At 74.4% G+C, this 13,917-nt stretch carries 9 protein-coding genes; 6 read left to right on the top strand and 3 right to left on the bottom strand.

The features are described 5' to 3' along the window. Positions 1-578 precede the first annotated feature (578 nt). The 3 genes from ACQUFX_RS05790 (at position 579) to ACQUFX_RS05780 (ending at position 3,855) form a co-directional block, all read left to right on the top strand. Positions 579-1,796, top strand: a complete 1,218-nt coding sequence (locus ACQUFX_RS05790) for a cytochrome P450 (protein WP_428964992.1) — start codon at positions 579-581, stop codon at positions 1,794-1,796. Between the two features lie 50 nt (positions 1,797-1,846). Next, complete coding sequence (locus tag ACQUFX_RS05785) at positions 1,847-2,998, top strand: DegT/DnrJ/EryC1/StrS family aminotransferase (protein ID WP_428964991.1); 1,152 nt, start codon at positions 1,847-1,849, stop codon at positions 2,996-2,998. A gap of 74 nt (positions 2,999-3,072) precedes the next feature. After that, complete coding sequence (locus ACQUFX_RS05780; protein WP_428964990.1) at positions 3,073-3,855, top strand: thioesterase II family protein; 783 nt, start codon at positions 3,073-3,075, stop codon at positions 3,853-3,855. 21 nt (positions 3,856-3,876) lie between these two features. Here ACQUFX_RS05780 and abc-f read toward each other — a convergent pair whose 3' ends face one another. Together abc-f and ACQUFX_RS05770 are read right to left on the bottom strand one after the other, a co-directional pair. Next, on the bottom strand, positions 3,877-5,532 hold the full coding sequence (gene abc-f, locus ACQUFX_RS05775) for a ribosomal protection-like ABC-F family protein (RefSeq protein WP_428964989.1): 1,656 nt from the start codon (positions 5,530-5,532) through the stop codon (positions 3,877-3,879). 143 nt (positions 5,533-5,675) lie between these two features. Further along, a complete protein-coding gene (locus tag ACQUFX_RS05770) occupies positions 5,676-6,245 on the bottom strand; it encodes a nucleosidase (RefSeq protein WP_428964988.1) in 570 nt (189 codons plus the stop codon). A 240-nt stretch (positions 6,246-6,485) separates the two neighbouring features. Here ACQUFX_RS05770 and ACQUFX_RS05765 point away from each other — a divergent pair, with 240 nt between their 5' ends. Continuing rightward, complete coding sequence (locus ACQUFX_RS05765; RefSeq protein WP_428964987.1) at positions 6,486-7,718, top strand: IS701 family transposase; 1,233 nt, start codon at positions 6,486-6,488, stop codon at positions 7,716-7,718. A gap of 10 nt (positions 7,719-7,728) precedes the next feature. Here the strand turns inward: ACQUFX_RS05765 and ACQUFX_RS05760 are convergent, their stop codons facing one another. Further along, positions 7,729-8,673 carry an acyltransferase domain-containing protein gene (locus ACQUFX_RS05760; protein WP_428964986.1) on the bottom strand — a complete coding sequence of 315 codons (945 nt, stop codon included), beginning with the start codon at positions 8,671-8,673 and terminating at the stop codon, positions 7,729-7,731. Positions 8,674-8,783: 110 nt separating this feature from the next. Here ACQUFX_RS05760 and ACQUFX_RS05755 point away from each other — a divergent pair, with 110 nt between their 5' ends. Then, positions 8,784-11,999: a BTAD domain-containing putative transcriptional regulator gene (locus tag ACQUFX_RS05755; protein ID WP_428964985.1), complete on the top strand. Its 3,216-nt coding sequence runs from the start codon at positions 8,784-8,786 to the stop codon at positions 11,997-11,999. Positions 12,000-12,155: 156 nt separating this feature from the next. Continuing rightward, the gene (locus ACQUFX_RS05750) at positions 12,156-13,799 is read left to right on the top strand and encodes a bifunctional 3-(3-hydroxy-phenyl)propionate/3-hydroxycinnamic acid hydroxylase (RefSeq protein ID WP_428964984.1); all 1,644 of its coding nucleotides are present in this window, start codon (positions 12,156-12,158) and stop codon (positions 13,797-13,799) included. Positions 13,800-13,917: the final 118 nt, after the last annotated feature.

Below are 13,917 nucleotides of genomic sequence, written 5' to 3'. Positions count from 1 at the left end.
ACAAGTTCCCTCCCCCGACAGCCCGCCCCTTTCGCGATTCACCCAACAGGAGCCTACGACGCGTTGTCACGGGATCACAGAAGACTATGTCAAGTCCCGCAATTGAACTGATCGAACTGTCTGTGACAATCGCTACAGTCGATCTCCTTCAGGCGTGCTCCCAGCGTTGGAGACGGCACTATGTCAAGTCCGACCTTGCGGCTCCCGCCCCCCGGTCCGTAACTTCCGGTGCCACGGAGCAGTTCTCGGCATGCCCTCCCCCCGACAGCCGCAGTCCTGACTTCACGGTTCGGCACCCGCACATCGACCGCAATGGCACACATCGCACACTTCGCTCCCGCCATGGCTGGTTCGATTCGGTTCCGCGCCCACCACCGTTCCGAAAATCGTCGCCACAATCGGTGCGTCCCGCCGATCCCGGCGACCCGCTATTGCCAGAACGTCGGATCCTGGCAAGGATGACGCGGGAGGGTTCGACCTCCGACGATTACCTCCCTGCCCCGGCGGTCCGTCGCGCACCCGGTCCTGCCCACCCCCGGCCCCGAGGGCCACGAGCACCGAGGAGATGAGAGGACACCATGACGCAGACGGACAACGCACCGGCACCACCACTCGACCTGCCCAAGGGCGCGGACGCCCAGGGGCTGCTGGACTGGTTCGCGTACATGCGGGAGCACTGGCCCGTCTCCTGGGACGAGAACCGGCAGGCCTGGCACGTGTTCAACTACCGGGACTACCTGACCGTCACCACCAACCCGCTGATCTTCTCCTCGGACTTCAGCCCGGCCTTCCCGGTGCCGCCGGAGCTGGCCCTGCTGATGGGGCCGGGCACCATCGGCGGCATCGACCCGCCCCGGCACGGCCCGATGCGCAAACTGGTGAGCCAGGCGTTCACCCCCCGGCGGATCGCCCAGATGGAGGCGCGGATCGAGACGATCACCGCCGACATCCTCGAGCAGGTACGCGGCCAGGAGCGGATCGACATCGCCGCCGACCTCGCGTACCCGCTGCCGGTGACGGTCATCGCCGACATGCTGGGCATCCCGAACGAGGACCACGAGAAGTTCCGCGAGTGGGTCGACATCATCCTCAGCAACGAGGGCCTGGAGTACCCGAACCTCCCGGACGACTTCACCGAGACGGTCGGCCCGGCCATCGCGGAGTGGTCGGAGTTCCTGTACGCCCAGATCGCCGAGAAGCGGGCCCGGCCGCAGGACGACCTGATGAGCGGGCTGCTGGCGGTGGAGGTCGAGGGCCGCAAGCTGACCGACGAGGAGGTGGTCAACATCGTGGCGCTGCTGCTCACCGCCGGGCACATCTCCAGCGCCACGCTGCTCAGCAACCTCTTCCTGGTGCTGGAGGAGCACCCGGAGGCGCTGGCGGCCGTCCGCGCCGACCGCAGCCTCGTCCCCGGTGTGGTCGAGGAGACCCTGCGCTGGCGCTCCCCCTTCAACTGCATCTTCCGGCTGCTCGCCCAGGACACCGAGATCTTCGGCCAGCCGATGCGCAAGGGGCAGATGGTGATCGCCTGGATCGCCTCCGCGAACCGCGACACCGAGGTGTTCACGGACCCGGACACCTTCGACATCCGGCGCGAGTCGAACAAGCACCTGGCCTTCGGCTACGGCATCCACCACTGCCTGGGCGCGTTCCTGGCCCGGCAGGAGGCCAAGGTCTTCCTCAACCAGGTCCTCGACGAGTTCAGCGAGTTCAGCATCGAGCACGACGGGGTCGAGTTCTACGACCCGGACCAGCTCACCGCGCGGCGCCTGCCCGTCCGGGTGGTCCGCGGCTGATCGCCGCCGGCCCGCTGACCTGCCCCCGCCCCCCACGCACGGAACCCGAGGTGACAGTGGACGTTCCCTTCCTGGACCTGGGTGCGGCCAACGCCGAGGTACGGGCCGACCTGGACGCGGCGTACGCCCGGGTGTCCGCGTCGGGCCGCTACCTGCTCGGTCCGGAGCTGGCGGCGTTCGAGACGGAGTTCGCGGCGTACTGCACGGCGCGGCACTGCGTCGGGGTGGGCAGCGGGCTGGACGCGCTGGTGCTGGCCCTGCGGGCGCTCGGCGTCGGGCCGGGTGACGAGGTGGTCGTGCCGGCGCACACGTTCATCGCGACGTGGCTGGCGGTGTCGGCCACCGGCGCCCGGCCCGTGCCGGTGGAGCCGGGCGAGTCCGACTTCGGCATCTGCCCGCAGCGGTTGGCGGACGCGCTCACCCCGCAGGTCAAGGCGGTGCTCGTCGTGCACCTCTACGGGCACCCGGTCGACCTGGACGCGGTGCGGGCGGTCGCCGACCGGCACGGCGTACCGGTGGTGGAGGACGCGGCGCAGGCCCACGCCGCCACCTACCGGGGGCGGCCGATCGGCGCCGGCGGGGTGGTCGCGTTCAGCTTCTACCCGGCGAAGAACCTCGGCGCGCTGGGCGACGGCGGGGCCGTGGTCACCGACGACGCGCAGGTCGCCGAGCGGGTCCGGCTGCTGCGCAACTACGGCTCCGCGCGCAAGTACGAACACCAGGTGCAGGGCGGCAACTCGCGGCTGGACGAGTTCCAGGCGGCGGTGCTGCGGGCCAAGCTGCCGTACCTGGACGAGTGGACCGCGCGACGGGACCGGGTGGCCCGGCGGTACACGGAGGCGCTGAGCGGGCTGCCCGACCTCGTCCTGCCCACCGTCGCGCCCTGGGCCACCTCCGCGTGGCACCTGTACGTGGTCCGGACCCGGCACCGTGAGCTGCTGCGGGACCGGCTGGCCGAGGCCGGGGTGGAGACGCTGGTGCACTACCCGACCCCGGTGCACCGCTCCGGCGCGTACCGGGACACCGAGGCGGTCCGCCGGGCCGGCCCGTTGCCGCTCAGCGAACGCCTCGCCGAGGAGGTCCTGAGCCTGCCGATCGGCCCCCACCTGCCCGACGAGAGCGTCGAGGTGGTGGTCTCCGCGGTCCGCGCCATCCTGACCGACCTGGACGCGGAGGTCGGGGTCGCGTCGTCCCCGCGGTGAGCCGGGCCGCGCCCACCGGGCCACCGACCACCTGAGCACCGCACCGTCGAGGAAGCCGAGGAGCGTCCACCGTCATGTCCCGGTCCGCCGATTCACCCGAGCTCTGGCTGCGTCGTTACCGGCCGGTCGACGACCCCGCCGTCCGGCTGTTCTGCTTCCCGCACGCCGGTGGCGCGGCCAGCGCGTACCTGCCGTTCGCGCGCCGGCTGCCGGCCACCGTGGACGTGGCGGCGATCCAGTACCCGGGCCGGCAGGACCGCCGCGACGAGCCCTTCGTCGACTCCATCGACGCCCTCGTGGAGCGGCTGCTGCCCACCCTGGTCGCTGCGGCGGACCGGCCGATCGCCTTCTTCGGGCACAGCATGGGCGCCACGGTCGCCTTCGAGGTCGGTCGGCGGCTCCCACCCGCCGCCGCCGACCGGCTGGTCCACTTCTTCGCCTCCGGCCGGCGCGGCCCGGCCACCCCCCGCCGCGACCGGTACTACCACGCCGACGACGAGCTGATCGCGGAGATCCGCCGGCTGGAGGGCACCGACTCCAGCCTGCTGGCCGACGAGGAACTGCTGCAGATGGTCCTTCCGGCGATCCGCAACGACTACCGGGCGGCGGCGACCTACGACTACCGCCCCGGGCCGCTGCTGCGCTGCCCGGTCACCGTGCTCACCGGGGACACCGACCCCAACGTCACCGCCGGGGAGGCGGCGGCGTGGGCCGAGGTGACGACGGCGACGTCGGTGGTCCACACCTACCCCGGCGGGCACTTCTACCTGAACAACCAGATCGACGCGGTCTGCGGGCGGGTCACCGCCGCGCTCACGGCGCTGACCCCGGTGCGGCCCGGCGGCGTCGGCGGCTGAGGCCCCCTCGCGCCCGGCCCGTCAGACCCGGGTGGAGCCGGCGACCGCCCCCTCGCGCAGCTCCAGGCGGGTCCCGGTGAAGGTGCTGCGCATCCGGCGGTCGTGCGTCACCACGACCAGCGCCCCGGCGTAGTCGTCCAACGCCCGCTCCAGCTCCTCGACGAGCAGCGGGGCGAAGTGGTTGGTGGGCTCGTCCAGCAGCAGCAGGTCGGCCGGGCGGGTGACCAGGCGGGCCAGGTCGATCCGGCGGCGCTGCCCGACGGAGAGCGTCCCGACCGGCATCCCCAGGTCGTCCGGGCGGAACAGGCCGAGCGCGAGGAGGCTCTCGGCGTGCTCGTCGGAGTGCCCCGGGCGGCCCGCCGCGAACGCCTCCAGCAGGGTGCGCCCCGGCTGCTCCGCCGTCACGTCCTGGCGCAGGTGACCGACCCGGGCCGGAAGCCGCACCTGCCCGCCGTCCGGGACGAGTTCACCGGCGAGCACCCGCATCAGCGTGCTCTTGCCCGCCCCGTTGCGGCCGGTGACCAGCAGCCGCTCGGACCGGCCGACGACCAGGTCGGCAACGTGCAGCCGGTCGCCGACGCGCACGTCGGTCAACTGGGCGCAGGGGGTGTCGGCGTCCGCCGGGCCCGCCGTGACGGACGCGGTGAACCGCAACGGGTCGGCGGGGCGCGCAACCGGCTCCTCCCGGAGGCGGCGCAGCCGTTCGTTGGCGTTGCGGGCCTTGCGGGAGGTCGCCGTCGACGAGGACCGGGACCGGTGCGCGCCGGCCCCGCTGAACGCCGCCGGGCCCTTGCGGGAGATCGACCGGAGCATCTCGCCGGCCCGCTCCGCGAGGTCGGTCTGCCGGTCGATCTCGGCCAGCCAGTCCGTGTACGCGCGCTCCCCGGCGGCCCGGGCGGCGGCCTTGGCCCGCAGGTAGTTGGCGTAGCCGTCCCCGTACCGGTGCACCGTCCGGGTGTCGGCGTCGACCTCGATGATGGTGGGGGTGACCGCCTCCAGGAACATCCGGTCGTGGGTGACCACCACCACCGTGCCCCGGTGCGTGCGCAGGTGCTCCTCCAGCCACTCGACGGCCTCGGTGTCGAGGTCGTTGGTGGGCTCGTCGAGCAGCAGCAGTTCCGGCGCGGCGGCCAGGGTGGCCGCGAGGGCGAGCCGGGACCGTTCCCCGCCGGAGAGGGTGTCGACCGCCCGGTCCCGGTCGAGGTCGGGCAGGCCGAGGCCGTGCAGGGCGGCGTCCACCCGGGCGTCGGCCGCGTAGCCGCCGCGTGCCTCGAACTCGGTGAGCAGCGTGCCGTACTCGTCCAGCTGCTCGGCGGTCGCGGCGGCGAGGGTCGCCTCGGCGGCCCGCAGCCGCGCCTCCATCTGCCGCAGGTCGGCCAGCGCGTGGTCCACCACGTCCCGCACGGTGCCGCCACCGGGCGGCAGCCGCAGCCGCTGCGCGAGGTACCCGGTGCCGCCGGGCGCGGAGACCGTCAGGTGCCCGCCGTCCGGTGTCTCCAGCCCGGCGATGAGCCGGAGCAGGGTGGACTTGCCCGAACCGTTCTCGCCGATGACACCGACCCGTTCCCCCGGCTTGACGGTGAGCGACACCCGCTCCAGGACGACCCGCTCGGGGTAGCGCTTGGTGACCTCGTCGAGGACGAGTTGCGAGTCGGGTGACGACGGGCGGGTCCGCACGGGGAACTCCTGTTTCGGGCTGGACGTCCGAATATCCACCTCTAGTCAACCACGCGACCGTCCGCCGCGCGTCGTGGAAGGCGCTGCCGCGATCCCCTCCGCGGCCCGCGCCCGGGTGGGCCGTCGGCGACGACGCGGGACCGTCAGAGGTTGTCCCGGGCCCACTGGGCGAGGATCTTGGCGCAGCCGTCCACCGACTCCTGCCAGGTGTGGCCCGCTCCCTCGCCCGCCCCGTCGCTGACGTGCTTGACCAGCCGGATCGGCAGCCCGAACCGCTGCGCGGTCGCGGCCAGCGCGTACCCCTCCATGTCGACCAGGTGGGCGTCCTCGGCGAGCCGGGCCCGGGCCTGCTCGTCGGCGATGAACTGGTCGCCGGTGGCCAGCACCGGGCCGGTGCCGGCCAGGGTCAGCGGAGCGCCGACGACCTGGCCGGTCAACGCGTGCAGGACCGCCGAGTCCAGGTCGTGTTGCAGGACCCGGCCCACCTCGTGGGTGCCGGTCCAGCCGGTGTGCAGGGCGCCGGCGGTGCCGAGGTTGACCACCGAGGCGGGCAGCGGCCCCCGGGCCAGGGTTGCGGCGAGCGCGATCGTGGCGTTGACCTTCCCCATCCCGGTGAGCAGCACCGGCAGGTCCGGATCGAGGTACGCGGCCTCCTCCGCGAGGGCGAGCACCAGGAGCGGCCGGTCGGGGCTGATCGTTCCGCGCAGATCCATCGCGCGATGGTATCCGGTGTCCCGGGGTCACAGCGACCACCATGGTGGTGGCCGACTGCGGCTGCCCGAAGGGGTGGCTAGTACTCCAACGTCACTTGGCTTCGGCGTTGGGCGTGGCGTAGGCATGAGGACGGCCACCGCGTTGATCATCGATGGTTTGTGAGGACAATCGAAGATCGTGCGGTGGCCGCGGGCCACAGCGTAGACCCCGCCGGGTGGCGGGTCATCCTGGACGAGGCGATGAGGCGTGTCGCGGGCCGGTTCGTGCGGGCCGAGCCGCGGGCGACGGCCGGGCAGTTCGTAGCAGGGCTGCTGTCGGAGGCCGAACGAAAGACCTGCTGGTCGCTTGCGGAGCGGGCGGGTCACGGGGATCCACAGGCGATGCAGCGGCTGCTGCGCACGGCGGTGTGGGACGCCGACGCCGTCCGCGATGACCTGCGTGAGTGGCTGATCGAGCAGCTCGGCCATCCCGACGCGGTGCTGGTGACCGACGAGACCGGGTTCTTGAAGAAGGGCGTGTGCTCGGTCGGGGTGCAGCGGCAGTACACCGGCACCGCCGGCCGGATCGAGAACAGTCAGGTCGCAGTGTTCCTGGCCTACGTGACACCTGCCGGCCGGGCGATGATCGACCGCCGGCTCTACCTACCCGAGACGACCTGGTGCGACCAGCCCGACCGCCTCGCCGCCGCCGGGGTCCCGGACGACGTCGAGTTCGCCACGAAGCCCGCTCTGGCCCGGCAGATGATCGCCGCCGCGTTGGATGCCGGAGTCCCGTTCGCATGGGTGACCGGGGACGAGGTCTACGGCGCCGACCCCGCCCTCCGCGACAACCTGGAACATCGCGGGATCGGCTACGTCCTCGCGGTCGGCTGCGACCGACGCGTGCACGTCAACGACGGCCGCACCCTGATCCGCGTCGACGACCTCGCCGAGCGGATCCCCACCGCCGAGTGGCAGCTGCACAGCTGCGGACCCGGAGCGAAAGGACCACGCGACTACCTGTGGGCCTGGATCACCACCGCCACCCAGCCCGGTGAACACCGGTGGCTGCTGATCCGCCGCAACCGCACCACCGGCGAGCTGGCCTTCTACCTGTGCTGGTCACCCCAACCGGTGCCGCTGCACACCCTCGTGACCGTCGCCGGCTCCCGCTGGAGCATCGAGGAGCTGTTCCAGACCGGCAAAGGCCAGGTCGGCCTGGACCACTACCAGGTCCGCGGCTGGACCGGCTGGCACCGGTTCATCACCCTGGCCATGCTCGCCCTGGCCGTCCTGACCATCCTCGCCGCCCAGCAGCCCGACACCGACCCGGAGATCATCGCGCTGACCGTCGCCGAGATCCGCCGCCTCCTCAACGCCTTCATCCTCGCCGCATCGCTCCCGCCAGAACACACACTGCACTGGTCAATCTGGCGACGCACATCCCAAGCCCGAGCCCGCCGATCCCACTACCAGCGCAGACAGGCCAAGTGACGTTGGAGTACTAGAGCGGGAAACGGCCCCGGCGCCAGTACCAGTGACGCCCGGCCCGCAGGTGGTCGACGACCGCGCGCTGGAGCACGGTACGACGTGGCAGGCGGTCGAGCGGCGTGCTCAGGGTACGGAAGACGAACCGCAGCACCTCGACGTCGGCGTCGATTCCTTCCGGCTCCTCGTAGGGCTCCAGCTCGAACCGCCGCTGGAACCGGACGATGTTCGAGTCCTCGGGCAGGTACTCCAGCAACTGCGGGTCGAGCAGCCACGAGCCGCAGGAGAACGCCGGGTGGCGCTCCGCCGGAAAGTGGCGCGGGAAGAAGGCACGGGCCGCGTCGAGTGACGCGTCGACCGCGTCCGGGGTCAACGGCCCCGCCTCGGGGATGTGCAGGTTGACGGCGGTGTCGCCGCGCTGGTGCTGCAACCGGCCCAACTGGTAGACGCCGCCGCGCGCGTGCAGCGTCAGCCAGCTCTGCATGACCGGCCAGCCCTCACCGCGCATCCGCCGGTCGACCGCGAGGTTGCGGCCCAGGTCCGCGAGGGTCGCCCAGGAGACCGCGTCGGCGACGCCGTGGTCCCGGTGGTACCCCCGGACGACGTCGACCAGGGCCAGGTACGCGTAGACGTAGAGGTGCCGCCAGGCGGGGCCCCGGTCGCGCGGCAGGACCGGACCGGGCGGCAGCCACCCGTAGCCCCCGAGGTCGGCGCGGACCAGGGCGGTCGAGCGGTCCAGCAGCCAGCGCAGCTCCGGCGTCCACAACGGAGAGTCGAGGTCGGGCCAGCCCGCCATGATCTCGGCCGCGTCGTCCGGCCGCACCGCGAGCCGGTCCAGGAGCGCCGGCGCGTCGGCCCTGGCGGGCAGCGGAGCCGACGGCCGGTCACCGGCGAGCCGGTGCACGCGGTCGACCTCCTCGACGGGTACCCCGAGCAGGGCGGCGGTGTCGTCCAGGTCCACGCGGACGACCCTACCGACCCGACGGCGTCGCGCGGTCGGCGTGCGTGCCAGCGGCGGTGGCGCCCGACTGGCATACTCGGCCCGGCAGGGTCGGGCCGGGTGGTGGTGGCGTGCAGTTCCGGGTGCTGGGGCCACCGGAGGTCGTCCGAGACGGGCAGGTGGTGCCGGTCGGCGGGCCCAAACACCGTGCCCTGCTGGCGCTGTTCCTGGTCCGGCCGAACCGGGTCGTCAGCACCGACTGGCTGGTCGACGCGCTCTGGGACGGTCGGCCGCCGGCCAGCGCCGCCACGACCCTGCGGACCTACGTGGCGGGCCTGCGCCGGGCCGTCGAGCCGCAGCGGTCCCCCGGCGAGCCGGCCCGCGTCCTGCGCGGTCACCCCGGGGGGTACGAGTTGCGGGTCGACACCGAGGCCGTCGACGCGGCCCGGTTCCGGCGGGCGGTGGACCAGGCGGCGGGCGCGCTGGCGGCCGGGGACGCGGTGGCGGCCGAACGGGGCTACGACACGGCGTTGGGCCTGTGGTGGGGCGATCCGTTCGCCGGTGCCGCGCACCTGGCGGCGGTCCGCCCCGAGGCGGGTCGACTGGCCGAGTCGCGGCTCGGCGCCGAGGAGGGGCGGCTCACCGCGGCGGTCGCGGCCGGGCGGCACGCCGCCGTGCTCGCCGAGTTGCGTCAGTTCGTGTCCGCCAATCCGGTACGCGAGGGGGCCCGCGCGCAGCTCATGCTGGCGCTGTACCGGTCCGGCCGGCAGGCCGAGGCGCTGGCCGTCTACGACGAGGCCCGGCGGCTGCTGGCCGGGGAGTACGGCCTCGACCCGGGCACCGAGATCCGCGCCCTGCACCGCCGCATCCTGGCCCACGCCGTCCCGCCTGCGCCGGCCCTCCGACCCGCGCCCGGCACCCCGCCGCCCGCGACCGGCACGCCGCCAGCGGTGCGCCCGACCCGCCCGACCGGCTCGCCCGAGCCACCCGGCGCGATGGGGCCGACCGACGCGACCCCGCCCGCAGCGACGGGAGCGACCGGGGCGGGCGGCGCCGACGGGGCGTCGGAGCCGTTGGTCGGTCGCGGGGTCGAACTGGCCGACCTGCGGGCGGCGTTGACCGAGGCGGGCGACGCCGGTGGCCGGATCGCCGCCGTGGTGGGTGAGCCGGGGATCGGCAAGACCAGCCTCGCCGTGGCGGTCGGCGCGACGGCGGCGGCGCGGGGCGTGCCGGTGGTGTGGGGTCGCTGCCCGGACGTCGGGCAGGCCCCGCCGTTCTGGCTGTGGCGTCAGGTCGTCCGGGCGCTCACCGCGATGCCGCAGGCCGGCCCGACCGGCCCGGCGGGGCGGCTGGACGGGTTCGCCGACGGTCCGCTGCCCGGGTTGGCCGCCGGCCCGGAGCCCGATCCGGCGGCCCGGTTCCGGGCGTACGAGGCCGTGGCGGAGCTGGTGCGGGCCGCCGCCGCGCCGGGCGGGCTGCTCGTCGTCCTGGACGACCTGCACGCCGCCGACCCGGACTCGTTGCTGCTGCTGCGCTTCCTCGCGGCGGTGCTCCCCGGCACCCGGGCGTTCGTCCTGGCCACGCTGCGGCCGTACGAACACGCGGCGACGCTGGTGGCGACGGTGGCCGAGCTGGCCCGGGGGCCGGGCTTCCGGCAGGTGCGGCTGGGCGGGCTGCCCGCCGCCGCCGTGGCCGACCTGGTGCGGCGGCGGACCGGCGTACCGCCGGGCGAGCCGGTGGTGGACCGCCTGGTGACCCGGACCGGCGGGAACCCGTTCTTCATCACCGAGCTGCTCCGGTACCGGGCCGACCCGGCCGGCGCGGACCTGCCGCCGAGCGTCCGGGACACCGTCCGGCTGCGCCTCGGTGAGCTGCCCGCACCGACCCGCGACTGCCTGGACCTGCTCAGCGTGGCCGGACACGACGTGGACGCGAGCACCCTGGCGACCGTGCTGCGCCGCCCGGCGGACCAGGTCACCGACGCGCTCGGCGCGGCGTACACGGCGGAGCTGGTCACCGAGGCCGGGCCGGGGGTCGTGCGGTTCCGTCACCCGCTGTTCGCCGAGGTCGCCTACGCCGAGCTGCTGCCGCCGCGCCGCGCCGCGCTGCACGCCCGGCTGGCCGCCGCCTACGAGCGGGCCGGCGACGTCGCCCCCGCCGAGCTGGCCCACCACTACGGACAGGCGGTCGGGCTCGGCCACGGGGAGGACCATCTGCGCTGGTCCCTGGCCGCCGCCGACGACGCGACCCGGCGGTTCGCCTACGAGAACGCCCTCGGCCACCTGGCGCGTGCCGCGCGCGGGCTGGCCCCGGCGACGGCCGGGTCGCCGGCGGCGGCGCGGACCGAACTCGCCGTGCAACTGCACCGGGCCGCCCTGTTGCAGATGACGGTGGGGGTGGGCGCCGACGCCGTCGACGAGGTGTGTTCCCGGGCCCGGGACCTGCTGGTGCTGGTCGGGCCGGAGGTGGACGTCCGGCCGGCGCTGTGGGCGCTGGGTGAGCTGGCCGCCAACCGGGCCGACTACGCGGTCTGCACCGACCTGGCCGACCGGCTGGTCCGGGCCGAGGACGACGGCACCGGGCTGATCGCCGCGGCCGGCGCGTACCTGCTGGGCGTGGTCGACTACTTCACCGGCCGGCTGCCGGCGGCCGACCGGCGGCTCACCGTGGCGGTCGACCGGCTGCGGGCGGTGGACCTGCGGCTGCTCAACCGGCAGGTCGGCCGCCTTCCGGTCCTGGCCGCCTACAACTTCCGCGCCCTGGTCAGGTCGTTGCGCGGGGACGCCGACGCCGCGCGGCGGGACATCGCCGACGCCGAACGGCTCGCCGAGGCCCTCGACGACCTGTACGGGCGGGCGAACGCGGCGCTCTTCGGCGCCTGGATGGGGATGCAGGAGCGGGACGTGCCGACGGTACGGGCGGCGGCGCAGCGGTGCCGGGAGATCGGCGCGGCCAACGGGATGCCGCACTTCGTCGCCACCGGCACGTTCTTCCTCGAGTGGGCCGCGGCCCGCGGCGGTGACCACGACCGGCTGCCGGTGATGCGCGCCGCCGCCGAGGGGATCTACCGTCCCGGGCTGCGGGCCACCAGGACCGTGACGTTCAGCGGGATGGCCGAGGCGTATCTGGCCGCGGGTGACCCGGCGACGGCGGCGGTGCTGGCCGAGGAGGGCCTGGCGGTGGTGGCGGACCTGGGTGAGGCGGTCTTCGCCGCCGAGTTGCACCGGGTACGCGGCATCGCCCGGGACGACCCGGCGGCGCTGGCCACCGGGGCCCGGATCGCCGCCGACCAGGGCAGCGGGCTGCTGCTGGCCCGGTTCCCCGCGGAGGCCATCGAACCCCGCTGACCGCGTCCCGGCCGACCGGGCCTGCGGGCTGCCGTGGAGGTGGTCCGGGTGGCCTCCACGGCGCTTCCACGGTTCCTCCACGCCGGGCTGGTGTCGTGGGGACCGTCAGCAGCCCGAGCCCGGTCAGCACCGGGCACGCACGTCCCGAGGAGCACCATGAACACCGCGCAGCCGCCACCGTCCACAGCGGTCCAGGACATCGACGTCGTCGTGGTCGGGTGCGGCCCGGTCGGGGCGCTCGCCGCGAACCTGCTCGGCCTGCGCGGGGTGCGCACGCTGGTGGTCGAGCGCAGCACCGCGCCACACGGCCAGCCCCGGGCCTTCTCCTGCGACGACGAGGCGTTGCGCATCTACCAGCAGGCGGGGCTGCTCGACCGGATCGTCGACGACCTGCACCAGCCGAGGAGGGCCGACTACGTCAACGCCGCCGGCCGGCTGTTCGCCACCATCGCCTTCGACGAGGTCGACTTCGGCTTCGGGCACGCGCCGCTGAACTTCTTCGACCAGCCGCTGCTGGAGCAGGCCCTGCGCGACGGGCTGGACCGGTTCGCGCACGTCGAGCTGCGGACGGGTACCGAGCTGGTGAGCCTGCGGCAGAACGACGACCGGGTGCACCTGGCCCTGCGCGACGTGCTCACCGGCCAGTCGTACGCGGTGCGGGCCCGGTACGTGCTCGGCTGTGACGGGGCGCGCAGCACCACCCGTACCGCCGTGAAGATCCCCCTGGCGGGGGCGAGCTACGCCGAGCCGTGGCTGGCCGTCTCGGGCGACGTGCCGCCGGAGGGGGTCCGGGGCGCGCACACCACGTTCGTCTGCGACTGGCGGCGGCCGGCGTTCGTGTCCCCGGGGGCGCGGGGCAGCTACCGGCTGGAGTTCATGCTCCTGCCCGGCGAGACCGAGGACGAGATGAGCCGCCCGGAGCGCATCGCCGGGCTGGTCGACCCGTACGTCGACCCGTCGCGGTTCACCGTCACCCGGGCGGTGGTCTACACGTTCCACCACCTCGTCGCGCAGCGGTGGCGGGAGCGACGGGTGTTCCTGCTGGGTGACGCCGCCCACCAGATGCCCCCGTTCCTCGGGCAGGGGCTGTGCAGCGGTCTGCGGGACGCGGCGAACCTGACCTGGAAGCTGCCCCTGGTGCTGTCCGGCGCGGCCGACCCGGCGGTGCTCGACACGTACGAGGCGGAACGCCGGCCGCACACCACGGCGATGGCGCAGACGAGCGTCCGCCTGGGACGAGTCTTCCTGGCCCGCAGCCGGCGGGCGGCCGGGCTGCGCGACGCCGTGTTGCGGGCGGCGCAGACCGTGCCCCGGGTACGCCGGTTCGTGCGGCACTTCGAGTTCAAGCCGGTGCCGGCGTACGAGCGGGGGCTGCTGGCCGGTGGCCGGCGCGACGGTGCCGTCGGGACGATGTTCCCGCAGCCCCGGGTCGGCGGCGGCGGGTCGGCGACGCCCCGCCTGCTCGACGAGGTGCTGGGGGACGGCTTCGCGGTGATCGGGCGCGGTCTCCCGGCCGGTCTGCCCGGGGTGTCGGGGCCGGCGGTGCGCTACGTCGAGGTGCATCCCGCCGGGGCGGCGGTTCCGCCCGCCACCGGTGGGCGCGACGGCGACCGGGTCGACGTCGTCGACGTGGACGGTGCGATCAGCGCGTGGCTGCGCCGGCACCGGGCCGACGTGGTCGTGCTGCGCCCGGACCGGTTCGTCTTCGCCGTCGCCGGCTCCGGTGCCCTGCGGCGGGTGGGCCGGGACCTCGCGGCGGCCCTCGGGGACCCGGAGGTGGTCGACCAACCGGTCGGGTGAGGCCGGTCGGGTGAGGCCGGTCGGGTGAGGAGCCCGTCCATCGTGTCCGGTCCGGCCGTCCGGGCCCGTGCGCGGCGGCCGGACCGGGCCGCCGCCACCCGACCCCTACAGTTCATCT

This window comes from Micromonospora fluostatini, assembly GCF_050410825.1.
GTDB lineage: Bacteria > Actinomycetota > Actinomycetes > Mycobacteriales > Micromonosporaceae > Micromonospora > Micromonospora rosaria.
Note: the sequence above shows the minus strand (reverse complement) of the source record. Positions and strands in the feature narration are given on the sequence as shown.